17 protein-coding genes are annotated in these 21,835 nt (G+C 72.2%); 9 read left to right on the forward strand and 8 right to left on the reverse strand.

Features of this window, described 5'->3' with window-relative positions:
• Positions 1 to 71: 71 nt before the first annotated feature.
• Positions 72 to 1,256: an AAA family ATPase gene (locus tag ACIQ1J_RS25760; RefSeq protein ID WP_403560420.1), complete on the reverse strand. Its 1,185-nt coding sequence runs from the start codon at positions 1,254 to 1,256 to the stop codon at positions 72 to 74.
• A 131-nt stretch (positions 1,257 to 1,387) separates the two neighbouring features.
• Between ACIQ1J_RS25760 and ACIQ1J_RS25765 the strand changes: the two genes are divergently transcribed.
• The gene (locus tag ACIQ1J_RS25765; RefSeq protein WP_403560422.1) at positions 1,388 to 2,743 is read left to right on the forward strand and encodes an SWIM zinc finger family protein; all 1,356 of its coding nucleotides are present in this window, start codon (positions 1,388 to 1,390) and stop codon (positions 2,741 to 2,743) included.
• Positions 2,744 to 2,787: 44 nt separating this feature from the next.
• A complete protein-coding gene (locus ACIQ1J_RS25770; protein WP_403560424.1) occupies positions 2,788 to 4,428 on the forward strand; it encodes a DUF5691 domain-containing protein in 1,641 nt (546 codons plus the stop codon).
• Between the two features lie 255 nt (positions 4,429 to 4,683).
• Here ACIQ1J_RS25770 and ACIQ1J_RS25775 read toward each other — a convergent pair whose 3' ends face one another.
• Complete coding sequence (locus tag ACIQ1J_RS25775; protein WP_121748764.1) at positions 4,684 to 5,100, reverse strand: cobalamin B12-binding domain-containing protein; 417 nt, start codon at positions 5,098 to 5,100, stop codon at positions 4,684 to 4,686.
• Between the two features lie 509 nt (positions 5,101 to 5,609).
• On the opposite strand from ACIQ1J_RS25775, the gene ACIQ1J_RS25780 reads away from it, so the two are divergent.
• Entirely contained in the window at positions 5,610 to 6,560 is a 951-nt protein-coding gene (locus ACIQ1J_RS25780) for an esterase/lipase family protein (RefSeq protein ID WP_403560427.1), read from the forward strand.
• A gap of 228 nt (positions 6,561 to 6,788) precedes the next feature.
• On the forward strand, positions 6,789 to 8,438 hold the full coding sequence (locus tag ACIQ1J_RS25785; protein WP_403560429.1) for a peptidoglycan DD-metalloendopeptidase family protein: 1,650 nt from the start codon (positions 6,789 to 6,791) through the stop codon (positions 8,436 to 8,438).
• 118 nt (positions 8,439 to 8,556) lie between these two features.
• Here the strand turns inward: ACIQ1J_RS25785 and pcrA are convergent, their stop codons facing one another.
• Positions 8,557 to 11,064 carry a DNA helicase PcrA gene (pcrA, locus tag ACIQ1J_RS25790; RefSeq protein WP_403560431.1) on the reverse strand — a complete coding sequence of 836 codons (2,508 nt, stop codon included), beginning with the start codon at positions 11,062 to 11,064 and terminating at the stop codon, positions 8,557 to 8,559.
• Positions 11,065 to 11,528: 464 nt separating this feature from the next.
• Between pcrA and ACIQ1J_RS25795 the strand changes: the two genes are divergently transcribed.
• Positions 11,529 to 12,719 carry an NlpC/P60 family protein gene (locus tag ACIQ1J_RS25795; RefSeq protein WP_403560433.1) on the forward strand — a complete coding sequence of 397 codons (1,191 nt, stop codon included), beginning with the start codon at positions 11,529 to 11,531 and terminating at the stop codon, positions 12,717 to 12,719.
• 27 nt (positions 12,720 to 12,746) lie between these two features.
• A complete protein-coding gene (locus ACIQ1J_RS25800) occupies positions 12,747 to 13,772 on the forward strand; it encodes a tellurite resistance/C4-dicarboxylate transporter family protein (RefSeq protein ID WP_403560435.1) in 1,026 nt (341 codons plus the stop codon).
• Here ACIQ1J_RS25800 and ACIQ1J_RS25805 read toward each other — a convergent pair.
• Positions 13,750 to 14,103, reverse strand: coding sequence for a hypothetical protein (locus ACIQ1J_RS25805; RefSeq protein WP_210957863.1), 354 nt, complete (start codon positions 14,101 to 14,103; stop codon positions 13,750 to 13,752). The two genes, ACIQ1J_RS25800 and ACIQ1J_RS25805, sit on opposite strands and share 23 nt — an antisense overlap.
• A gap of 301 nt (positions 14,104 to 14,404) precedes the next feature.
• Here ACIQ1J_RS25805 and ACIQ1J_RS25810 point away from each other — a divergent pair, with 301 nt between their 5' ends.
• A complete protein-coding gene (locus ACIQ1J_RS25810; protein WP_403560437.1) occupies positions 14,405 to 15,463 on the forward strand; it encodes an NlpC/P60 family protein in 1,059 nt (352 codons plus the stop codon).
• 96 nt (positions 15,464 to 15,559) lie between these two features.
• Here ACIQ1J_RS25810 and ACIQ1J_RS25815 read toward each other — a convergent pair whose 3' ends face one another.
• Together ACIQ1J_RS25815 and ACIQ1J_RS25820 are read right to left on the reverse strand one after the other, a co-directional pair.
• On the reverse strand, positions 15,560 to 16,306 hold the full coding sequence (locus ACIQ1J_RS25815) for a response regulator transcription factor (RefSeq protein ID WP_210957865.1): 747 nt from the start codon (positions 16,304 to 16,306) through the stop codon (positions 15,560 to 15,562).
• On the reverse strand, positions 16,303 to 17,595 hold the full coding sequence (locus ACIQ1J_RS25820) for a PspC domain-containing protein (protein WP_403560440.1): 1,293 nt from the start codon (positions 17,593 to 17,595) through the stop codon (positions 16,303 to 16,305). The genes ACIQ1J_RS25815 and ACIQ1J_RS25820 overlap by 4 nt, the downstream gene beginning before the upstream one ends.
• 180 nt (positions 17,596 to 17,775) lie before the next feature.
• Between ACIQ1J_RS25820 and ACIQ1J_RS25825 the strand changes: the two genes are divergently transcribed.
• Both ACIQ1J_RS25825 and ACIQ1J_RS25830 read left to right on the forward strand, forming a co-directional pair.
• Positions 17,776 to 19,212 (forward strand): PspC domain-containing protein, encoded by a 1,437-nt coding sequence (locus tag ACIQ1J_RS25825; RefSeq protein ID WP_403560442.1) that lies wholly within the window; start codon positions 17,776 to 17,778, stop codon positions 19,210 to 19,212.
• Positions 19,199 to 19,441, forward strand: a complete 243-nt coding sequence (locus ACIQ1J_RS25830) for a hypothetical protein (protein WP_403560444.1) — start codon at positions 19,199 to 19,201, stop codon at positions 19,439 to 19,441. The genes ACIQ1J_RS25825 and ACIQ1J_RS25830 overlap by 14 nt, the downstream gene beginning before the upstream one ends.
• A gap of 144 nt (positions 19,442 to 19,585) precedes the next feature.
• Here the strand turns inward: ACIQ1J_RS25830 and ACIQ1J_RS25835 are convergent, their stop codons facing one another.
• A complete protein-coding gene (locus ACIQ1J_RS25835; RefSeq protein ID WP_403560446.1) occupies positions 19,586 to 20,116 on the reverse strand; it encodes a DoxX family membrane protein in 531 nt (176 codons plus the stop codon).
• 192 nt (positions 20,117 to 20,308) lie between these two features.
• Complete coding sequence (locus ACIQ1J_RS25840) at positions 20,309 to 21,604, reverse strand: hypothetical protein (RefSeq protein WP_403560448.1); 1,296 nt, start codon at positions 21,602 to 21,604, stop codon at positions 20,309 to 20,311.
• Positions 21,605 to 21,835 lie beyond the last annotated feature (231 nt).

Here is a 21,835-nt window from a genome sequence, read left to right on the forward strand (position 1 = left end):
GTCCCCGTCGTCCCCCGTCGCGCAGGCCACGGCGGCCCCCGTCCGGAGCGGCGTCCGCCTCCGCCCGCCGTTCACGCGCTCACCTCCCGGCACGCCCGGTAGAAGTCCTTCCAGCCGTCGCGCTCGCGGACGACCGTCTCCAGGTACTCCTGCCAGACGACGCGGTCGGCGGCCGGGTCGCGGACGACGGCGCCGAGGATGCCCGCGGCGACGTCGGCCGGCCGCAGCACCCCGTCGCCGAAGTGGGCGGCCAGCGCGAGGCCGCCTGTCACGACGGAGATGGCTTCGGCCGTCGACAGCGTGCCGCTGGGCGACTTCACCTTCGTACGCCCGTCTCCCGTCAGTCCGTCGCGCAGTTCGCGGAAGACGGTGACGACACGGCGGATCTCGTCGATGCCGTCGGGCGCCGACGGCAGGTCGAGGGAGCGGCCGATCTCGTCGACGCGGCGGGAGACGATCTCGACCTCGGCCTCGGCGGTCTCCGGCAGCGGCAGTACCACGGTGTTGAAGCGGCGGCGCAGGGCGCTGGACAACTCGTTGACCCCGCGGTCGCGGTCGTTGGCGGTGGCGATCAGGTTGAAGCCGCGGACCGCCTGCACCTCCTGGCCCAGCTCCGGTATCGGCAGGATCTTCTCCGACAGGATCGTGATGAGCGTGTCCTGCACGTCGGCCGGGATACGGGTCAGTTCCTCCACCCGGGCGGTCATGCCGTCCGCCATGGCCCGCATGACCGGGCTGGGCACGAGCGCGCCGCGGCTGGGCCCATTGGCGAGAAGCTGCGCGTAGTTCCAGCCGTAGCGGATCGCCTCCTCGGGTGTGCCGGCCGTGCCCTGCACCAGCAGGGTCGAGTCGCCGCTGACGGCCGCCGCGAGGTGTTCCGACACCCAGGTCTTCGCGGTGCCGGGCACACCGAGCAGGAGCAGGGCGCGGTCGGTGGCGAGCGTGGTGACGGCCACCTCGACGATGCGGCGCGGGCCCACGTACTTCGGGGTGATCACCGTGCCGTCGGGCAGGGTGCCGCCGAGCAGGTAGGTGGCGACGGCCCACGGCGACAGCCTCCAGCGAGCCGGACGCGGGCGGCCGTCCTGCGCGGCCAGCGCGGCCAGTTCGGCCGCGAAGGCGTACTCGGCGTGCGGTCGCAACGCCTCCGCCCCGGGCACGGACCCGCTCCGGCCCGGGTCGACGGACGGCGGTTCAACGGACGGCGGTGCAACGGGCGTCGGGCCCGCGGGCGTCGGTTCCACGGACACAGGCATGGCTGATTCCCCCTCCAGCTCGGCCGGTTCGATCTGTCATCCACGGTGCACCACGCCACTGACAATCGCTCTGACCTGCACAAACGCTCTCGATCGGTCGATTGTCAGTGGTGGGATCTACCTTCGATGGCATGACTCAGCAGGGGGTGCGCTGGACCGCGGACCAAGTGCTGGCACTGGCGCCTGACGCCGCGTCACGCAGAGCGGGCGGCAGACTCGGCGCGGCAGGGCCGTGGTCCGAGGTGGGGAGTTCCGACGAGGGGGCGGTGTGGGGACTGTGCAGGGGCGGCGGCAGCGAGCCGTATCAAACGGTCGTCGACATCTCTGACATGTCCGGTCCCGCCTACAGGTGCGGTTGCCCGAGCCTCAAGTTCCCGTGCAAGCACGCGCTCGGGCTGCTGCTGCTCTGGGCGGGCGGCGACGGTGTGGTGCCGGGGGCGAAGGCGCCTGACTGGGCGGAGCGGTGGATCGCCGGACGGCGCGAGCGCGCGGGGGAGAAGAGAAGGGCGGGCTCAACCGGATCCGCGGCCGGGACCGCCGATCCGGAGGCGGCGCGCCGCCGGGCGGAGCAGCGGGCCGGGCGGATCACCGCGGGCGCTACGGAGCTGGAGCAGCGCCTGACGGACTTGCTGCGCGGCGGCCTGGCCGGCGCGGAGCAGACGGGCTATGAGCTGTGGGAGGAGACGGCGGCCCGCATGGTCGACGCCCAGGCATCGGGGCTGGCCTCGCGTGTGCGGGAGCTGGGCGCCATACCGTCGTCCGGCTCCGGATGGCCGGTCCGCCTGCTGGAGGAGTGCGCTCTTCTCCACCTTCTCGACCAGGGCTGGTTGCGCCGTGAGCAGTTGCCGGACGGTCTGGCGGCCACGGTCCGCGCACGCGTCGGCCTGTCGGCGTCCGCGGACGGCCCCGCGATACGGGACCGCTGGCTGGTCCTCTCCCAGTACGACACCGCGGACCCACGGCTGACGACCCGTCGCGTCTGGCTGTACGGCGCGCAGACGGACCGCGCCGTGCTGCTCCTCTCCTACGGCGCCGCGGGCCGGGCCCCGGAACCGGCGCTGCCGGTGGGGCTGGCCCTCGATGCGGAGGTGTCGGCGTATCCGGGCGCCGGGCAGCAGCGAGCCGCCCTGGGCAGACAGTTCGCGCCGCCCGTCCCCACGGAGCTGCGCCCGAGGGGGGTGACGACGTCCCAGGCGGCCGTTGGTTACGGCGAGGCTCTCCGCGACGACCCGTGGCTGGAGTCGGTGCCGGTGACACTGGATCGGGTCGTCCCGGTACCGGACGGCGACCACTGGCAACTCGCGGACGCCGACGGGGACACGGCGCTGCCGCTCACCCCGGCGGCCGGAAACCGTCCGGGCCTGTGGCGCCTGGTCGCCCTGTCGGGCGGCGCGGCCGTCAAGGTCTTCGGCGAGTGCGGCCACCGGGGCTTCACTCCGCTGACGGCATGGCCGGCCGGAGCGGGCCCGGCGGTGCCGCTGTGCTGACCCGTCCCACGTCTGGAAGCGGAATGCGAGCGGAAGGGAACCGCATGACCAGGACGCCCGCTCCCGCGGCCGAGCCCGTGCCGGGCGTCTGGGAGGAACTCGTCACCTCGGCGCTGCTCGGCACGGACCGGCGCACTCCCCCGGGTTGCGAGCCCGGCCCGCGCGCGCCGGCGGCGCTGCTGGACACGGCGGCGGCGGAGACCGTTCGCCGGCGCGCCGGACTGTGCCCGGCCCGCGCGGCCCGGCGCCCCGAGCCGGCTCCCGAGGATCACCGCCCACCGTTGCCGGCGGCGGCCGCCCACCGGCTCACGATGCTGCTCACCGATCGCCCCGGGACGGCGGGCGGCGGCCGCAGAGGCACCGTGCCCGACCTGATGGAGCTGCTGCCCCAGTGGCTGGCGACGGCGAACGCCCGCGGTTTCGCGGCACCGCCCCAGGCGATCCCGGCCCTGCTGGACGCGGCACGGGGGCGCACGGACCTGCGTCCGGCGGCGCTGACGTTCGCGGGGCCTCGCGCCCTGTGGCTGGCCCGGCTGAATCCGGACTGGCGGTTCGCCCTGCGCGCGACGCCGGGCGGAGGCACCGCACTGCCCGGCCCCGACGCCACGGAGCGGGTGCGTCGGCTCTGGGAGGAGGGTTTGTTCGCCGAGCGGGTCGCCCTGCTGGCGTCCCTGCGCGCCCGCGATCCCGCCACCGCGCGCGAGCTGCTGGCCTCGACGTGGGCCACCGAGCGGGCCGAGGACCGGCTGATGTTCCTCGACTCGCTGCGGACGGGGCTGGGGCAGGCGGACGAGCCGTTCCTGGAGCAGGCCCTGGCCGACCGCAGCCGCAACGTACGGGCGACGGCCGCGGAGTTGCTGTCGGCGCTGCCGGATTCGGCGCTCGCCGCGCGGATGGCGGCGCGGGCCGTGACGTGCGTGTCCCTCGACCGTGCACTGTCCCCACCTGTGATCGCCGTCGAGGCGCCCCACGAGTGCGACGCGGGCATGGAGCGGGACGGCGTCGTGGCCAAGCCGCCCTCGGGGCGGGGAGAACGATCGTGGTGGTTCGGCCAGTTGGTGGAGGCGGCACCGCTCGGGACCTGGTCGGCACGGCTCGGTGGACGTACCCCCGAGGAGATCGCCGCCCTGTCGGTGACGGACGACTGGCGCAGCGACCTGCACGCCGCGTGGTGCCGGGCCGCCGTACGGCAGCGGAACGGCGCGTGGGCGAGGGCGCTGCTGGGAGCGCCCACGGCACCCGAGGCAGGAGGGCCGGGCGCGGTGTCCCTGGCCGAGCGGGCCAAGCTGCTCGGCACCCTCGACGCCGGAGAACGGGCCGAGTGGGTCGCCGGGTTCATAGCGACGCACGGTCTGTCCGAAGCGTTCCAGCTCCTCGGGATGTGCGGGGTGCCGTGGGCCCCGCCGCTCGGACGGGCGGTGGTCGACGCGCTCAACATCGCCCGTGACGCCGGGAGCTACCCATGGAGTTTCAGCGGCGTCATGGGACTGGCCGAGCGCTGCCTCGACCCCTCGGAGGCGGGGCGCCTCGACGGCCTGCTGGCGATACCGGACGAACCGGAGGACGCGTCGCCGGGCGCCGGCGGGTACTGGGCAGAGGCGTTCCAGCGGCTCGTGGGGACGTTGCGGCTGCGTGCCGCGATGGCCGTGGAATTGGGGGCGGGAAAGGAGGAGTGTCGGCGCTGAGGCCGTGGGCGGCCACGCCGACCGGCACCAGGGGTGCCACCCGTGCCACGTGCCACCCGTGCCACCCGCGACTTTGCACCGCCCTTGGACTGCCGACGCCGGCCCTGTGCTGCGGGCACCGGCCGTGTCGTGTCGACACCCGGGGACAGTCGTCTGTCGGCACCGGCCATCGCGCGGGGCCCGCGCCGCCACGGCCATCGCGCGGGGCCGACGCCAGAGGCCAGCCGGCCCGCGGCGCCGCCAGAGACCAGGCGGCTACGCCCCCGCTGGCTCCCGCACGTTCGCCCGTACCCAGTTCACGATCGACGCCGTCGTCGCGCCGGGCGTGAAGATCTCCGCGACGCCCTTCTCCTTCAGCGGGGCGATGTCCGCCTCGGGGATGATCCCGCCGCCGAAGACCAGGATGTCCGCCGCGTCCCGCTCCCTGAGCAGCTCGATCACGGCGGCGAAGAGCGTGTTGTGCGCACCGGAGAGGATGGACAGCCCGATCGCGTCGGCGTCCTCCTGGATCGCGGTGTCCACGATCTGCTCGGGTGTCTGGTGGAGCCCGGTGTAGATGACCTCCATACCGGCGTCGCGCAGCGCCCGCGCGATCACCTTGGCCCCGCGATCGTGGCCGTCGAGCCCCGGCTTGGCCACCACCACGCGGATCGGACCGGCTGCCACACCCATCACTGCCTCCATGAAGCGACTACATCCATCCGTACCGACAAGTACCGCACACTTCGCCGACGCCGTACACAGCAGCACGGCGCACACCAGGCGCCCAGCGGTGCATGGATCATGCACCGGTCGCGCAGAGTGCACGCCTCCGCGGCACAGACGCCCCGCACCACATCGTCCGGGGAAGTGAACGAACGTTATCGCCAGCATCCCGCAACCGGCGGTTTCACGGTGGATACAGAGGGGGAAATCACACGGTGGGACACGTTCGCCGCGAGCAGTTGCGGGGCGCGGCGGCAACACGCGTACGGAGAGCCGCAGCGAGGGCAGGACAAGCCGGCAGCAGGCCTCGTCGCTGTATCACCGACACCACGGGGCTCACAGAGCGCTGACGCGGCAGCTCGGCACGCCCGTACGGGCAAACCTCGCGAACATCACCAATCACTGGTGTCACGGCTCTCCACGAGGGCACACGGGGGACAGAGGCGTCCCTGCGCGTGCCGACAGGAGGTCGGCCCATGAAGGTCACCACGGCAGCACTGCCCCTTCTCCCGCTCTGTCAGCGTCTCCTGCCAGGACTACCGGGACTACCGGGACTACCAGGATTGGGACTGTCGGAGCTGGCGGCCCTCCCGGGCCGGCTGACGGGGCTTTCCCTGACTCTCCTGAAGGCAAGCGCCCTGGAGGCCGCGATCCTCGCCGGGCACCTTCTCCTCTACCCCTCGGGGATCATTCAGGAGCGCCGCCCCGTGTGCACCCTCCCGACGACGGAGTCCCAGGACCCGCAGCCCTCTCCTCCCCCTCCCCGTCTCCCGGCCCGTACCAGCCCCCCGGTCGTCCTGGTGCACGGCTTCATCGACAACCGCTCGGTCTTCCTCCTCCTGCGCCGCAGCCTGGCCCAGCACGGCAGACACCAGATCGAGTCGCTGAACTACTCCCCGCTGACCTGCGACATCCGCACCGCGGCCGAGTTGCTCGGCCGGCACGTGGAAGAGATCTGCGAGCGGACGGGCAGCGAGCGCGTCGACATCGTGGGACACAGTCTCGGCGGGCTGATCGCGCGCTACTACGTGCAGCGCCTCGCCGGAGACCTCCGCGTCCGGACACTCGTGACGCTCGGCACCCCGCACACCGGCACCCGGGTGGTCCCGCTGGCGAACGCGCACCCGATCGTGCGCCAGATGCGCCCCGGCTCGGCGGTACTCGAGGAGCTGGCCCGCCCCTCGCCCGGCTGCCGTACGCAGTTCGTCAGCTTCTGGAGCGACCTGGACCGCGTGATGGACCCGCTGGAGACGGCCTGCCTGGACCACCCCGACCTGACCGTGCAGAACGTACGGGTCAGCGGCATCGGCCACCTCGCGCTGCCCGTGCACCCCGCCGTGGCCACCGGAATTCGTCAGGCACTCGACACCGACACGCCGGAGGCGGACACGACCGGCAAGCGGGACGGAGGCCTGACGGTCGCCTGAGAGGCTGAGACTGCCCGAAAACCGCGGAACTCGGCGGACACAACCCGTTCAGCATCGAACAAACATCGAACACAAAGCCAAACTCGTGCCCGCCGTCCCCCAAAACACGGCCGATTGCCCGTTTCCTTCGCGCGTGAAACCTGACGAAGATTGTCGTGCCCGTATACCGCCGGGTACAGTCGCCGCACTGCTCTGGCAGCCCCTGTTGTCGAGGCGAAAGAGAAGTTGGTGAACGACCGTCACCCGTCGGGGACCATGACCACCCCGGCCTCGGCTTCCGACGCCGATCCGGCGCAGTACGCGTCGTACGGCACAGGGGAGGCCCAGTACGGCGACCTCACCACGTACGGCGGCTACGACACCACTGGTTTTTCCACCGGCGCCACGGCCACTTTCGACGCCGACCCTCTCTTCGGCAGCCTCCCGGGGCAGGACACCGGCGGCTACGACACCACGGGCTCGTACGACACCACGGGTTCCTACGACGCCACCCAGTGGTCCACCGGCAGCGGGCAGTCCCTGAACCACGACGCGTACGCGGCCCAGCACCACACCGCCTACGACACCGGCGCCTACGACACGACCACGTGGACGGCCGACGTCCAGCAGCCCGCCTCCGTGCCACCGCAGGCCACCAGCGTCGAGGCCACCGGTCAGTGGGACACCGGCGCCTGGGCCCAGCCGGACCAGTCGGGCGATCCGTCCGACGGGACCCAGCAGTGGGACTGGGGCACGCAGACCTTCGAAACCGGCTCCTTCGCGACCGGAACTTTCGCGACCGGCGCCTTCACGACCGGCGCCTTGGAAACCGGTGCCTACGAGACCGGCACCTACGGGACCGGCACCTTCGCGGCCGGCACGTTCGACACCGGCGCATACGACGCCACGCAGTGGAACTCCGACGGCACCACGTCGCAGGCCCCGGATGCACCGGAGACGCCGCGAACACCGGAGGACACCGCGCCGGACGCCCGGCCCGCCGCCGATGAACCCGGCCCGCACGACGACGGGTTGGCCGCCACCGGCGAACTCCCCGCCGTGGCCGTTCTCCTGGAAGGCCAGGAAGAGGTCGCCCCGGCCGCCCGGATCCCCGCCGCACGCACCGCCTCCCGCGGCGGGTCGCGTTCCCGCCGCCGCCAGCCCGCCAAGCGCTCGGCACTGATGACCATCGCCGTACCGTCGGCCTGTGTGATGAGCGTCGCCGGTATCGCCGCCGCCTCCGTCGGTGGCCTGACCGGCGACGACGGCACGGAGACCGCGGCCTCCGCGGCGGACGCGGACGGCGGCGCGGAAGCCGCGCCGGTGAAACCGTCCACCGCCAACAACGAGCTGGACACCCAGCTCACGAGCCTCGCCGCCGGAGCCGACGACTTCGCCGACCGGGCCAGCCGGACGCAGGAACGCATCGACCTCAAGGCCCAGCAGGCCGCCGAGAAGAGGCGGGCGGCGGAGGAGGCGGCCCGCAAGGAGCGGCTGCGCCCCAAGTTCGCGCTCCCGGTCGCCCAGCACGGCCTCAGCGCGTACTACGGCCAGGCCGGCATCAACTGGATGTCCGTGCACAGCGGCATCGACTTCCCCGTCTCGTACGGCACGACGGTGATGGCCGCGACCGACGGCACGGTCCGCACGCAGTACAACAGCGCGTACGGGAACATGATGATCGTGACCGCGAAGGACGGCACGGAGACGTGGTACTGCCACCTCTCCAGCTACCAGGTCCCCTCCGGTACGACGGTGAAGGCCGGCGACGCGATCGCGTTCTCCGGCAACTCGGGCAACTCGACCGGGCCGCACCTGCATTTCGAGGTGCGCCCCGCGGGCGGCTCGGCGATCGACCCGCTCTCGTGGCTGCGCAGCCACGGCCTCAACCCGTCGTGACGCCGTAACGTCTCAGCAGGACCCGGACGGCGTGCGGGCGCTCAAGCCGCCCGCACGCAGCCGCCAGTCACGCACCCGCCAGTCACGCGCTCCCAAGTCACGCACTCACAACGCACCCTCAGAGCTTCTCCACCGGCGCGTACCGCAGCAGCAGCCGCTTCGGCTTGGTGTCCCCGAAGTCGATCGTCGCCTCGGCGTTCGACCCGGTGCCCTTGATCCCGACCACCGTCCCGAGCCCGAACTGATCGTGCGTGACGCGGTCACCGACCGACAGCGCGACCGTCGGCTGCTCGGCGGAGCGGCGCGTGGCGAAGCCGGACGCGCCCGACGCCGAGGAGCGGGAACGGGACGACGACAGCGAGGCCGCCACGCCGGAGACCGGCGCGGAGGGCGCGGGTCCGTTCGCCCCGGTCCGCTTCCACTCCAGGTGGGGCGCCGGGATCTCCTCCAGGAAGCGCGAGGGCGGGTTGTACGACGGCTGTCCCCAGGCGCTGCGCAGCGTCGACCGGGTCAGGTACAGCCGCTCACGGGCGCGCGTGATGCCGACGTACGCCAGCCGCCGCTCCTCCTCCAGCTCCTTGGCCTGGCCGAGGGCGCGCATGTGCGGGAAGACGCCGTCCTCCATGCCGGTGAGGAAGACGACCGGGAACTCCAGGCCCTTGGCGGTGTGCAGGGTCATCAGGGTGACGACGCCGTCGCCGTCCGACCCCGCTGCGTCAGCAGCATCATCAGGCGCTGCCGGGATCTGGTCGGAGTCGGCGACCAGGGCGACCTTCTCCAGGAAGTCGGCCAGCGTTCCGGTCTCCTCGCTCTCGGCCCGCTCCTGCTCGAACTCCAGGGCGACGGCGGCGAGTTCCTGGAGGTTCTCGATGCGGGTCTCGTCCTGCGGGTCGGTGGAGGCCTGCAACTCGGCGAGGTAGCCGGTGCGCTCGAGGATCGCCTCCAGCACGGTCGCCGGTCCCGCGCCGGACTCGACGATCGTACGGAGGTCCTCCATGAGCGTGTTGAACCGCTTGACGGCGTTGGCGGAGCGCGCGGCCATGCCGTACGCCTCGTCGACCCGCTTGAGGGCCTGCGGGAAGCTGATCTTCTCGCGCTGGGAGAGGGCGTCGATCATGGCCTCGGCACGGTCGCCGATGCCGCGCTTGGGGACGTTGAGGATGCGGCGCAGCGGCACCGAGTCCTCGGGGTTGGCCAGCACCCGCAGGTAGGCCAGGACGTCCCGGACCTCCTTGCGCTCGTAGAAGCGGACGCCGCCGACGACCTTGTAGGGCAGGCCGACGCGGATGAAGACCTCTTCGAAGACACGGGACTGCGCGTTGGTGCGGTAGAAGACGGCGACGTCGCCGGCCTTCGCCTCGCCCGCGTCGGTGAGGCGGTCTATCTCGTCGGCGACGAACTGGGCCTCGTCGTGCTCGGTGTCGGCGACGTACCCGGTGATCTGCGAGCCGGCGCCCTGGTTGGTCCACAGGTTCTTGGGGCGGCGGGACTCATTGCGCTCGATGACCGCGTTGGCGGCGGTGAGGATCGTCTGGGTGGAGCGGTAGTTCTGCTCCAGGAGGATCGTCGTCGCGTTGGGGTAGTCCTCCTCGAACTGGAGGATGTTGCGGATGGTGGCGCCGCGGAAGGCGTAGATCGACTGGTCGGCGTCGCCCACCACGCACAGCTCGGCGGGCGGGACCTCGGCCTCGGGCGGCACGTCGACGGCGTGCTCGGTGGTGCCGACGAGCTCGCGGACCAGGGAGTACTGGGCGTGGTTGGTGTCCTGGTACTCGTCGACCAGGACGTGCCGGAAGCGGCGGCGGTAGTGCTCGGCGACGTCCGGGAAGGCGCGGAGCAGGTTGACCGTCGTCATGATCAGGTCGTCGAAGTCGAGGGCGTTGGCCTCGCGCAGCCGCGACTGGTAGAGGGCGTACGCCTGCGCGACGGTCTTCTCGAAACCGTCGGCCGCCTGGGCGGCGAAGTCCTCCTCGTCGATCAGCTCGTTCTTCAGGTTGCTGATCTTGGCGCTGAAGGACTTGGGCGGGAAGCGCTTGGGGTCCAGGTCCAGGTCGCGGCAGACCAGCGCCATGAGCCGCTTGGAGTCGGCCGCGTCGTAGATCGAGAAGGACGAGGTGAACCCGAGCTTCTTCGACTCGCGGCGCAGGATGCGGACGCACGCGCTGTGGAAGGTCATCACCCACATCGCGTTCGCGCGCGGGCCGACGAGCTGCTCCACGCGCTCCTTCATCTCGCCCGCGGCCTTGTTGGTGAAGGTGATGGCGAGGATCTGGCCGGGGTGGACGCTCCGCTCGGCCAGCAGGTGGGCGATGCGGTGGGTGAGCACGCGGGTCTTGCCCGAGCCCGCGCCGGCCACGATGAGCAGCGGGGAGCCGGAGTGGACGACGGCGGCGCGCTGGTTCTCGTTCAGCCCCTCCAGGAGCGCGGCCGCGTCCAGGGCTGGGCGCGGGGCGCCGTCCCGGTAGTGGGTGTCCCGCTCCGGCGGCGCGTCGAACTTCCCGGCGAACAGATCGTGCGGAACCGGCTCCGGTCCGTGATCGTCCTCGGGCGGCGGCGGAGGTTCCCCCTCATGACCCCGGGGGGTCTGGAGGCTCGCCAGGAAGCTGTCGTCAAAGAGGCTGCTCATCGCTCTCCGAGTCTAGGGCGCCCCACCGACAACCCGCCGCCGCCCCAGGAAATGGCCGGGGATCCCGCCACCGGGCACGCCCTGCGACAGAGCGGGCGACGAAGAGTGACCGAAGTGGAGCCGCGCACCGAAGGTCACGAAAATGTATCGGGCATATCACCCACCAACCTTCACAGTCACCACACGAGTTGGCTACGGTGCGGGCAGGCCGCACGACATCCTCCGGCGAACCTCGCCGGGCCGCGCGGCCTCCGCCGAGTCCGGCGTGCCCGCACGGCGCCCGGAGCCGGGGACCCGACCGAGAACCTTGGGGTGAATCGGCCGCACCGCCCTCCACGGGGGCGGCTCCGCCGTAGGGCAACCCTTCCGAACCACACCGCCCGAACCCTCCCCCAGGGCCCGAAAGACCTGGGGGGACCCCCACCGCCAACCCGGTAGGCGGAACATTGGAAGGAGTCGCCTCCTTGGCGTCGCACCGCAAGTCGCGTCCCACGGGTACGCGCGTCGCAGGCATACGGACCCCCGCCCTCGCCACGGCGGCCCTCACCTCCGTCGCCCTGCTGTCCCAGACGGCCACCGCCGCGCCGACGGACGACGACAGGCCGAGCCTCGAAGAGGTCGAGAAGAAGGTCGGCGACCTGTACCGCCAGGCGGGGTCGGCGACGGAGAAGTACAACGCGGCCAAGGAGAAGACCTCCAAGCAGCGCAAGCGCGTCGACACCCTCCTCGACGACGTCGCCGAGCGCACCCAGAAGCTCAACGAGGCGCGCGAGGAGCTGGGTTCCTTCGCCTCCGCCCAGTACCGCACGGGCTCCACGGTCCCGGAGACCGCGACCTTCCTGCTCGCGGACTCGCCGCAGGACTACGTCGACCGGGCCCACCTGATGGACCGGCTCACCGGCCGCCAGAAGGGCGCGGTCGACGACTACGTCACACAGCAGTCGGAGACGATGGAGAAGCGCCGGGAGGCCACCGAGAGCCTCCAGACGCTCACCGAGTCGCAGAGCGATCTCAAGACGGCCAAGGCCACCGTCCAGAAGAAGCTCGCCACCGCGCGTGAGCTGCTCTCCGAGCTGACCGCCGAGGAGAAGGCCAGGCTCGCGGCGATCGAGAAGAGAAAGCAGGAGGAGGCCGCCCGCAAGGCCGCGGAACTCGCGCAGCAGCAGGCCGAGGAGCGCAAGCGGCAGGAGGAGGCCGACCGGCAGGAGAGCGACGCCTCCTCGGGCTCCTCCGGCTCATCCGGCTCCGGTGGCACCGGTACGGAAACCGGGTCCACCACGCCGGACTCCTCCTACGGCACCAAGGCCGAGAAGGCGCTCGCCTTCGCCCGCGCCCAGATCGGCAAGCCGTACGTCTGGGGAGCCACCGGCCCCGACTCCTACGACTGCTCGGGCCTGACCCAGGCCGCCTGGAAGAACGCGGGGGTGACACTGCCGCGCACCACCTACGACCAGGTCGACGCCGGCACGACCGTCCCGGTCTCCCAGGCCCAGCCCGGCGACCTGGTCTTCTTCTACGACGACCTCAGTCACGTCGGCCTCTACATCGGCAACGGCATGATGATCCACGCCCCGAAGCCGGGCGCGTACGTGCGCGAGGAGTCGATCTTCTACGACGGCGAGTCGTCGATCCACAGCGTGGTGCGCCCGGCCTGAGCCGCGCGGGTCCCTAGCATCGGGCGCATGTCATCCGGCACCTCCCCCACCTCCTTCTACCCCCTGCGCGCCTGGTGGGCGCAGCGTCCGCCGGCGGCCGGGGCGGCGGTCATGGCGACCGGCATCCTGTCGGTCGCCCTGCACCTGGCGGGCCACGGGGTCCTGTCCCGGACCGCCCTGGTCCTGGCCTGCGCCGCCTGGCTGGCACTGGCGGCGAACTTCGTCCACCTGCTGCTGGTCGAGCCGGCCCAGTGGCTGACGCGGGCCGGGACGCCGGGCGCGCTCACCGCCGTCGCCGCGACGACCGTGCTCGGCACCCGCATCTCCCTGTTCGGCTGGTCCCCCGTGGCGGCGGCGCTGCTGGCGCTGGCGGCGCTGCTGTGGCCGGGACTGCTGTACCTGGTCGTCACGCACTGGGGGCGCCGGATGCCCGGGGCGGTGTTCCTGGGCTGCGTGGCCACGGAGGGGCTGGCCGTGCTGGGCGCCACACTGGCCGCCGCCACCTCGACGGCGTGGCTGGCGCACGCGTCCCTGGTGCCGTTCTGGCTCGGGATCGTGCTCTACCTGATCGCACTGTTCCGCTTCGATCTGCGGCAGGTGGCCCGGGGTTCCGGAGACCACTGGGTGGCGGGCGGCGCGCTCGCCATCTCGGCCCTCGCCGGCGCCAAGCTCCTCGCGGCGGCCGGGACGGGCATGTACCTGTGGAACGACGACGACTACGCCGTCCTGCACGACGTGACCGTCTTCCTGCTCGCCCTCGACCTCGCCTGGTACGCCGTACTGCTCGCCGCCGAGATCGCGTGGCCAAGAGTCCGCTACGACGTGCGCCGCTGGTCGACCGTGTTCCCCCTCGGCATGACGGCGGCGGCGACGCTGTCCGTCGCCGCCGTCCTCGACGCCCCGTGGCTGGACGCGCCCGGTCAGGCGCTGCTGTGGATCGCGGTGGCCGCGTGGCTGGCGGTCGCGGCGGGAGCGGCCTTCCAGGCCGGGTCGGGGCTGCGGTCGGCCGCGGGTGCGGACACCGGGGGAATCAGGTCCACAGCACCGCGATGAAGATGTTCACCACGGTCAGCAGGCCCACCAGGCCGAACAGTGGCTTCTCCACCTTCTCGTCGTCGCGTTTCACGTAGACCAGGCCGAGGATCACGATCAGCAGGGCGAGCTTCACGCCCACCTTGACGTTGTCGACGGACTGGTCGTCGGCCTGGTTGAGGCCGATCAGGATGACGCCGGTGACCAGCATCGTCAGCGCGCCGTGCAGCATCGCGGGGACGAAACGGGCCGTGCCCAGGCCCATCGCCTTCATCTGGGTCAGGAAGCCTCCGAGGAGCGAGGCGATACCGATGATGTGCAGACCGACGAAGATGTGGATGAGTACGTCCATGAGGCCGGAGCCTAATCAGGGGGCCGGCCACCCTCGGACACCGGCCCGGCGAGGACGACGACCCGCGGTGCATATATGCACCCCATAACACCTCGCGCCCCTCGTGCGTCTCCGATCCGGGACATCGGTCATCACCCTGTGTGAAGACGACGGCCGCAGGGTGAGCTCTCAGTCACATTCGATCGCCCGTCGATCCAGTACCGCCACTTCCGCGCATCCCGTCACCCGACCGTTACCGCCGCGCCTAGCGTCCTCCCGCAGGCAACCGGAGTCGAGTCGTACGGAAGGACGTGGAGCGCAGGTGGGAACGCACCGCAGGCCGCGACAGCGCACGACGGGCGGCGGGAGGGCCCGAACGGCGGCCACGATCACCCTCGCGGGCGCGGCGACGGCGACCGGGCTGGCCGCCGGCACCGGGCACGCCGATCCGGAACCGACGCCGGCGCAGGTCAAGGCCAAGGTGGACAAGCTCTACCAGGAGGCGGAGGTCGCCACCGAGAAGTACAACGGCGCGAAGGAGAAGGCGGACGCCGCCGAGCAGCGCCTTGAGAAACTGCGGGACGAGGCTGCCCGCAAGACGGACCGGCTCAACTCCACCCGGGAGCGGCTCGGTTCGGTCGCGGCGGCCCAGTACCGCAGCGGCGGCCTCGACCCGGCCCTGCAACTCGCGCTCTCCGCCGACCCCGACCGGTATCTCGACGGCGCCGCCTTCATCGAGCGGGCCGGCAGCCGGCAGACGGCCGCCGTGGGCCTGGCCCGCAAGGAACTGCGGGAGATCGAGCAGTTGCGCGGAGCCGCCCGCATCGAGGTGACCTCGCTGACGTCACGCCGGGCAGAGCTGAAACGACACCGCACGACCATCACCGGCAAGCTGGACACGGCCCGCCGTCTGCTGTCCCGGCTGACCGCCGAGGAACGCGCCCGCCTCGGCCACGGCACGGACGACCGTGCCTCGCGTTCGTCGGCGGACTCCCGGGACGCCCTGCCCGCCTCTTCCGCCCAGACCTCCGACTCCCGCGCCGCGGCGGCCGTCGCCTACGCCCACCGGAAGCTCGGCAGCCCCTACGTGTGGGGCGCGACCGGCCCCGACGCATTCGACTGCTCCGGCCTCACCCAGGCCGCCTACCGCGCCGCCGGCATCTCCCTGCCCCGCACGACCTACGCCCAGATCGATGCGGGCCGCCGTGTCCCACGGTCCGAACTGCGGCCGGGGGACCTGGTGTTCTTCTACTCGGGCATCAGTCACGTCGGCATCTACATCGGCAAGGGGCAGATGATCCACGCCCCCAACCCGTCGGCACCGGTCCGCGTCGCCCCCGTCGACCAGATGCCGTTCGCGGGGGCTACGCGGGTGGCATAGCACCGGTCGCGCGTGCCCGACGAGGCGCTCCGGGCCGCTCCGGCAACGGCGAACCCGAGGGCTCCGGGGGCCGGGCCGGACGCCGTGCGCGCACGGTCACACCAGCCGCCGTGCCGTGGCCCATCGCGTCAGCTCGTGCCGGTTGGACAGCTGGAGCTTGCGGAGGACCGCCGAGACGTGGGACTCGACCGTCTTCACCGAGATGTACAGCTGCTTGGCGATCTCCTTGTACGCGTAGCCGCGGGCGATCAGGCGCAGCACCTCCCGCTCGCGCTGGGTCAGGCGGTCGAGGTCCTCGTCGACCGGCGGGGCATCGGTGGAGGCGAACGCGTCGAGGACGAAGCCGGCCAGGCGCGGGGAGAAGACCGCATCGCCCTCCTGGACGCGGAAGACGGAGTTCACCAGGTCCGTGCCGGTGATCGTCTTGGTCACGTAGCCCCGGGCGCCGCCGCGGATCACGCCGATCACGTCCTCCGCCGCGTCCGATACGGACAGGGCGAGGAAACGGACGGGCTGATCGGCGTCGCTCATCAAGGGGGCGCAACGGCGGAGGACTTCGACGCCGCCACCGCCCGGGAGGTGTACGTCGAGGAGGACCACCTCCGGCCGGGTCGCGGTGATGACCGTGACGGCCTGGTCGACGTCGGCGGCCTCACCGACGACCTCGACGCCGGTCTGCGCGGTCTGGCCGATCTCGGCCTGGACACCGGTGCGGAACATACGGTGGTCGTCGACGAGCACCACGCGCACGTGACGCTCCCCCGCGCCGCCGTTCGCCGGCTGTGCGGGCTGGGCCGCCTCGCCCTCGCCCGCCGTTCCGTTCGCCTCGGTCGGGTCGCTCATGACGTGTTCTCCGCCCTCTCCATCTCCAGCTCGACCTCCGTGCCGCCGTCCGGCACCGCGCGCAGCCGCGCCGTGCCGCCGTTGCGCTCCATGCGGCCGATGATCGATTCTCTGACGCCCATCCGGTCGGCGGGTATCGAGTCGAGGTCGAAGCCGGGGCCGCGGTCCCGGACGGACACGAAGACCGTCCTGCCCTCGACTTCGGCGAAGACCTGTACGGCGCCGCCCTCGCCACCGTACTTGGCGGCGTTCACCATCGCCTCGCGTCCGGCCTGCATCTGTGCGCTGATTCTCTCGTCGAGCGGGCAGTCGCCGACCACCACGACCTCGATGGGGACGCCGTGCTTGTCCTCGACCTCCGCGGCATCGCGCTTCACGGCCTCGGCGAGGGTGGTGGGCTCGTCGTCCTCGTCCTTGCCGTTGCCCTCCGGCTTGTAGAGCCAGGCGCGCAGATCGCGCTCCTGCGCGCGGGCGAGGCGGCGCACCTCGCCCGCGCTCTCCGCATTGCGCTGGATCAGGGTCAGGGTGTGCAGCACCGAGTCGTGGACGTGGGCGGCGACCTCGGCCCGCTCCTGGGCTCGGATGCGCATCAGCCGCTCCTCGGAGAGGTCCTGCGTCATGCGCACCAGGTAGGGACCGGCGAGGAGTGTTATGCCGACGAGGACGGCGAGGGCCGCCTGGAGAACGGAGCCGAGGTGGGCGGCGGATCCCTGGAGGACGAAGATGCCGGTGACACCGGCCGTCACCAGCAGGACCCCGGCCACGGAGCGCAGCAGGGTGACGGTGCGCCGGTGGCGTCCGACCTCCGCCCAGCGGGCCCGGCGGGCGTTGTCCGCCTGGCGCCAGACGAGGGCGACACCGGCGCCGACGAGCACGGTCGGCCAGAGGTAGGCCTTGGCTCCGCCGCCGAGGTCGACGTTGCCCACGAAGACCAGGGCCACGACGACCATGAGGAGCAGGGCGACGATCTGACCTTTGTCGGGCTTGCGGGCCACGAGTCTGCGGCGGCCGTCCGGCGAGGTCTCGGAGGTGACGAGGGACGGCGTCCGCTGGGCGTCGACACCGCCGACGCCCAGCGGTACGAAGAACCAGAAGGCCGCGTACAGCAGCGCGCCCAGGCCGTCGGCCATGAACAGGCCGACGAAGGCGAACCGCACCCAGATGACGGGCAGCCCGAGGTGTCCGGCGAGCCCCCGCGCCACGCCACCGAGCCAGCGTCCGTCGCTGCTGCGGTAAAGCTTGCGCGGCGGCCGCGGTTCGACGAGTGGTGCTGCTGCGGCTTCCGGCATGACACAGATGGTCACACGGCCGGGGGAGCCGGAGCATCAGGGTCGCTCCCCGAGACTCCCCTGATCTTCGGGCCCGGGGATCCTCGAACACTCCCCCGGCGCCGGGTCAGGGCCGATATCAGGGTCCGACCAGGGTCGAACCGACTGCCGTCACGGCGCCGCGCCCGTCACCATGGACTCATGACAGATCACGAGCACGCCGCGACGGGTCCGGGGCCCGGCCCCGGCCCGCGCCCCCCGCTGGGCGCCGGGCCGCAGGGCGCCGCGCCCGCCGCGGATGCCGCGGATGCCGCGGGCGGTGCCGCAGCCGACGCGGGCGCCCCCGCCGGCGCCGATGTCCCCGGTCCGCCCCACAAGTTCCGGCGCGACCGGCGGCACAAGACGCTCGCCGGAGTGTGCGCGGGCCTGGGCCGGCAGTGCGACATGGATCCGGTGATCTTCCGTATCACCCTCGCCGTGCTCTCCGCCACCGGCGGCATCGGTCTCATCTTCTACGGCTTCGCCTGGCTCTTCGTCCCTTACGACGACGAGGACGAGAACGAGGTGCGCAAGCTGCTGACCGGCCGGGTCGACGGCCAGGCGCTGACGGCCGTGCTGTTCGCCCTGGTCGGCTGCGGGGTCTTCCTCACCATGCTGAACAACGGCGGAGTGCTGACCTTCGCCGTCGTCCTCTCCCTCGTCCTCGCGGGCGCCGGGTACTGGTCCCGGCAGCGGAAGGCTCCCGACCCCGATCCACTCTCCGCCCAGGCCGCCGCCGACGCTCCGCCGGAGGCCCAGGCGCCCCCGATCATGTTCACCTGGCCCTCCTGGTGGCGCGACCCCATAGTCAAGGACGGCACCCACGTCGGCGGCACGGGCTATCTGTGGGGCCCACCGGACTCCGAGGCCCGCGACATCGCGGCGGCCGTCAACATCGGCCGCGGCGGCCAGGGCCATGACCGCCCCGCCGCGAACGACCGGCGCGCGCGGCCCCCGCAACCGCGCGGTCCTCGCGGAATCGGCGGTGTCGTGTTCCTTCTCGCCCTGCTCGCGGCGTTCCTCGGCACCCGGCTGACCTGGGACGAGCAACCGCTCGGCACCAGTCTGCAGACCGGCCTGGCCTGCGCCCTCGCCGTCTTCGGCGTCGGCATCGCGGTCAGCGCCTTCCTGGGGCGCACGGGGTCCGGCTCGATCTTCCTGGCGATCATCACGGCGGGCCTGCTCGCCGGGGCGACCGCCGTGCCCGGGGACGTCGGCACCGATTGGGTCCGGACCACCTGGGAGCCCACCACGGCGGCCGGCGTACGCGAGCAGTACGACATCGGTACCGGCAGCGGCACCCTGGACCTGTCCGGGCTCGACCTGGCCGAGGGGCAGACGGTGACCACCCGGGCGGACGTGGGTATGGGCCGAATACAGGTCGTCGTGCCGCAGGACGTGACGGTGCGGCTGAGCGTCGAGGTGGGCGTGGGTGACATCCAGTTGCCCGGCGACGACAAGAAGGACGTGGACGTGGCACCGGGCAAGCACAAGGAGGTCACCCTGGCCCCCGCCACGGGCGGCAAGAACGGCGGCACGCTCGACCTCGACCTCCAGGTCGGCGTCGGACAGGCGGAGGTGACCCGTGCTGCGTCATAGGTTCCAGCCCGGACGACTGGTCGCCGGCTTCTTCCTGACCCTGGCGGGCGTCGTCTACGCCGGCGACGCGGGCGGCCTCTGGGAGACGCCGTGGTTCGTGCTGATCCCCCTCGTCGTGGGCGGCCTCTGCACCGCGGGAGCGGTCGGCGTCCTGGCCCAGGCCGTGCACCGACGCCGCGGAGTACTCCGCTCGGGCGGGGACGAGCGCCGGGCAGACCTCCCCGGCTGACGGACCACCGACATCCGCGGAGAGCCACCTCTATCCGCGGGCGACAACCGGTATCCGCAGAGGACTACCGGTGTCCCTCGGCGTCTACCGATATCCGTCGACGACTACCGGTGTCCCTCGGCGTCTACCGATATCCGTCGACGACTACCGGTACCCGCCCGTCCGCCGTCGTCGGCGGGAGCGCAGAGCGGCGTCCAGTGACAGCAGCGGGGCACCCGCGAGGACGAGAGGGATCCAGGCCATGAGGTAGGCGAGGTCATTGCCGTAGTAGTACGGGTCGGAGGCCCAGCTGACGGTCAGCCACAGGCTGAGCGAGATCAGCGCGCCGCCGAGCGCCGCCAGTCGGGTCAGCAGTCCGAGCAGGGTGCCGATGCCGACCGCCAGCTCGCCGAGGGCGATGGCGTAGCCGAAGCCGGCGGGGTTCTCCAGAGCCAGGTCGACCAGGGCGGGGATGGCCGAGGAGTCGCGCACGGTACGCATCATGTCGCCGACCGAGCCGGCGCCCGCGTCCTTCATGAAGGCGCTGTCCGTGAGCTTGTCCAGGCCCGCGTAGATGAAGGTGACGCCCAGAAAGATCCGTAGGGGCAGGAGGGCGTACCGGGTGGCGTTCTCCCGCCAGTCTCCGCCGCCGCCGGAATGCGAGGTGTACGCATCCGTCCGCGTTCCGTGAGTCATCACTGCCAGCCGCCTCTCGCCCGCGCGTGCCGAGACCCCACCAGACCATACGTACGACGTGGGGGCCTCTCTCAATCCCTCTGCGACCGGATTCTTCCTGTCGGTTTCGACAGTTCCGGGTTTCGACGGGTCTCTGTTTCGACAGGTCTCTGTTTCGACAGGCTGACGGTCGGCGGCGGGTTCGGCGGGGTGTCAGTCCGTCACGTCGATCGCGTACCGGTTGGTTTCCACGCCCGCGCTCGTGACGACCTGGACGTCCACCCGGCCCGGTTCCACGTCCGCCGGTACCGGGACCGTCAGCAGGTCGTCCGTGGGGTTGCTGAAGCCGCCGGTCACCGGGACCAGAGGTACGTGGACGTTGACCACGCCGATGCGGACGACCATCCGGGACAGGCGGTCCGCGCGCTGCGCGCCCGGCGGTACGAAGCCGGCGCCCCGGATCTCGATGTCGTCGCCGGTGCGGATCGGAGCGTCCAGGTCACCGGCCTCCCGTGCCCGGACCACGGAGAGGATCACGGGGCGCCCGCCCTCCGCGTACTTCCCGGCCACGTAGGTCGCCGCCGACACCAGCACCACGACCGCCAGCCCCCACGGCAGGTCGGGCAGTTGCTCCGGGCGCCGGGCCAGCCGTACGGCCGCGAACACCAGCGCGACGGTGCTGATCACCACGTACTGGATGTCGGCGAAGGCCCCGCGTCCCGCGTCGTCCGTCAGCAGGTCGGCCGCGCGCGGCCGGTCCGCCCGTACCTTCTGCAGCCGCTGTCCCAGCACCCGCAGTCCGACCACCCGCCGCACCAGGACCGCGATCCCGCACACCACCGCGAGCACGGTCACCGCACCGGCGCCGCGGGCGAGTCCGAGCCCGGAGATCAGCGCGTCCCGTCGGCCGGAACCCGAGGCCACCGCCAGTTGTCCGGCCAGGACGAGCACCGCGTAGGCGACGAAGAGCACCCAGGCCGCCGCCACCGCCCGGGACGTGGACAGGCGGTTGTCCTCGCCGATGACCGGGGCCAGCGCCCCGCCCCGCGCGCGGTGGAACCACGAAGCCGCCGTCAGCGCACCCGCCACGACCAGCGCCGCCACGAGCCCGGCGGTGCGCGCCGCGGTCCAGTCGGCACCGATCGCGGTGAGCGACTGCCCGAGCAGCAGCAGTACGACCCCGGCCCACACGACGGCCGCCGTACGGCGCCCGAGTACCGCGAGCCATGCCTCGCCCTCGGCCCGGCCGCGTTCGGCGACGACTTCCGCGGACTGGGTCAACTCCTCCGAGACCCACTGCCGGGAAGCTGAGGCCGAGTGGGCCACCGCGGCCGGCAGGCCCTGTCCGGCCGCGAACTCGTCCCGTCGCAGCAGGAACGCGGCGACCGCCCGGCGGTGCCCCTCACGGGCACCGTGCGGGCAGTCCCCACAGGTGCAGCCCCCGCCGTGCGCCGCCTCGTACGCGCCTTTGTCCGAGCCGCTCCCGCGTCTCGCCTCCTGCACCGCCACGCCCGAACGCCCGCCTTCCCGAACCCCTGCGAAAACCCAGTGACACCATCTGCGCCGGCACCTGCGCCGGCCTCCGCGACAGCACTGCCGCGCCGCCCGTGGAGGAACCGTGAGTCCCCTTCGCCGACAGCGAATTGTGCCGTACACCACCCCCCGCGCGCCCGGCGCCCCCGGTCCGCTCTGCTCAGCGCGGGTGACACGCGGACCGCCGTGTTGACCCGGCTGCGAGAA

It is taken from the genome of Streptomyces sp. NPDC097107 (assembly GCF_044762405.1).
Classification (GTDB): Bacteria; Actinomycetota; Actinomycetes; order Streptomycetales; family Streptomycetaceae; genus Streptomyces; species Streptomyces thinghirensis.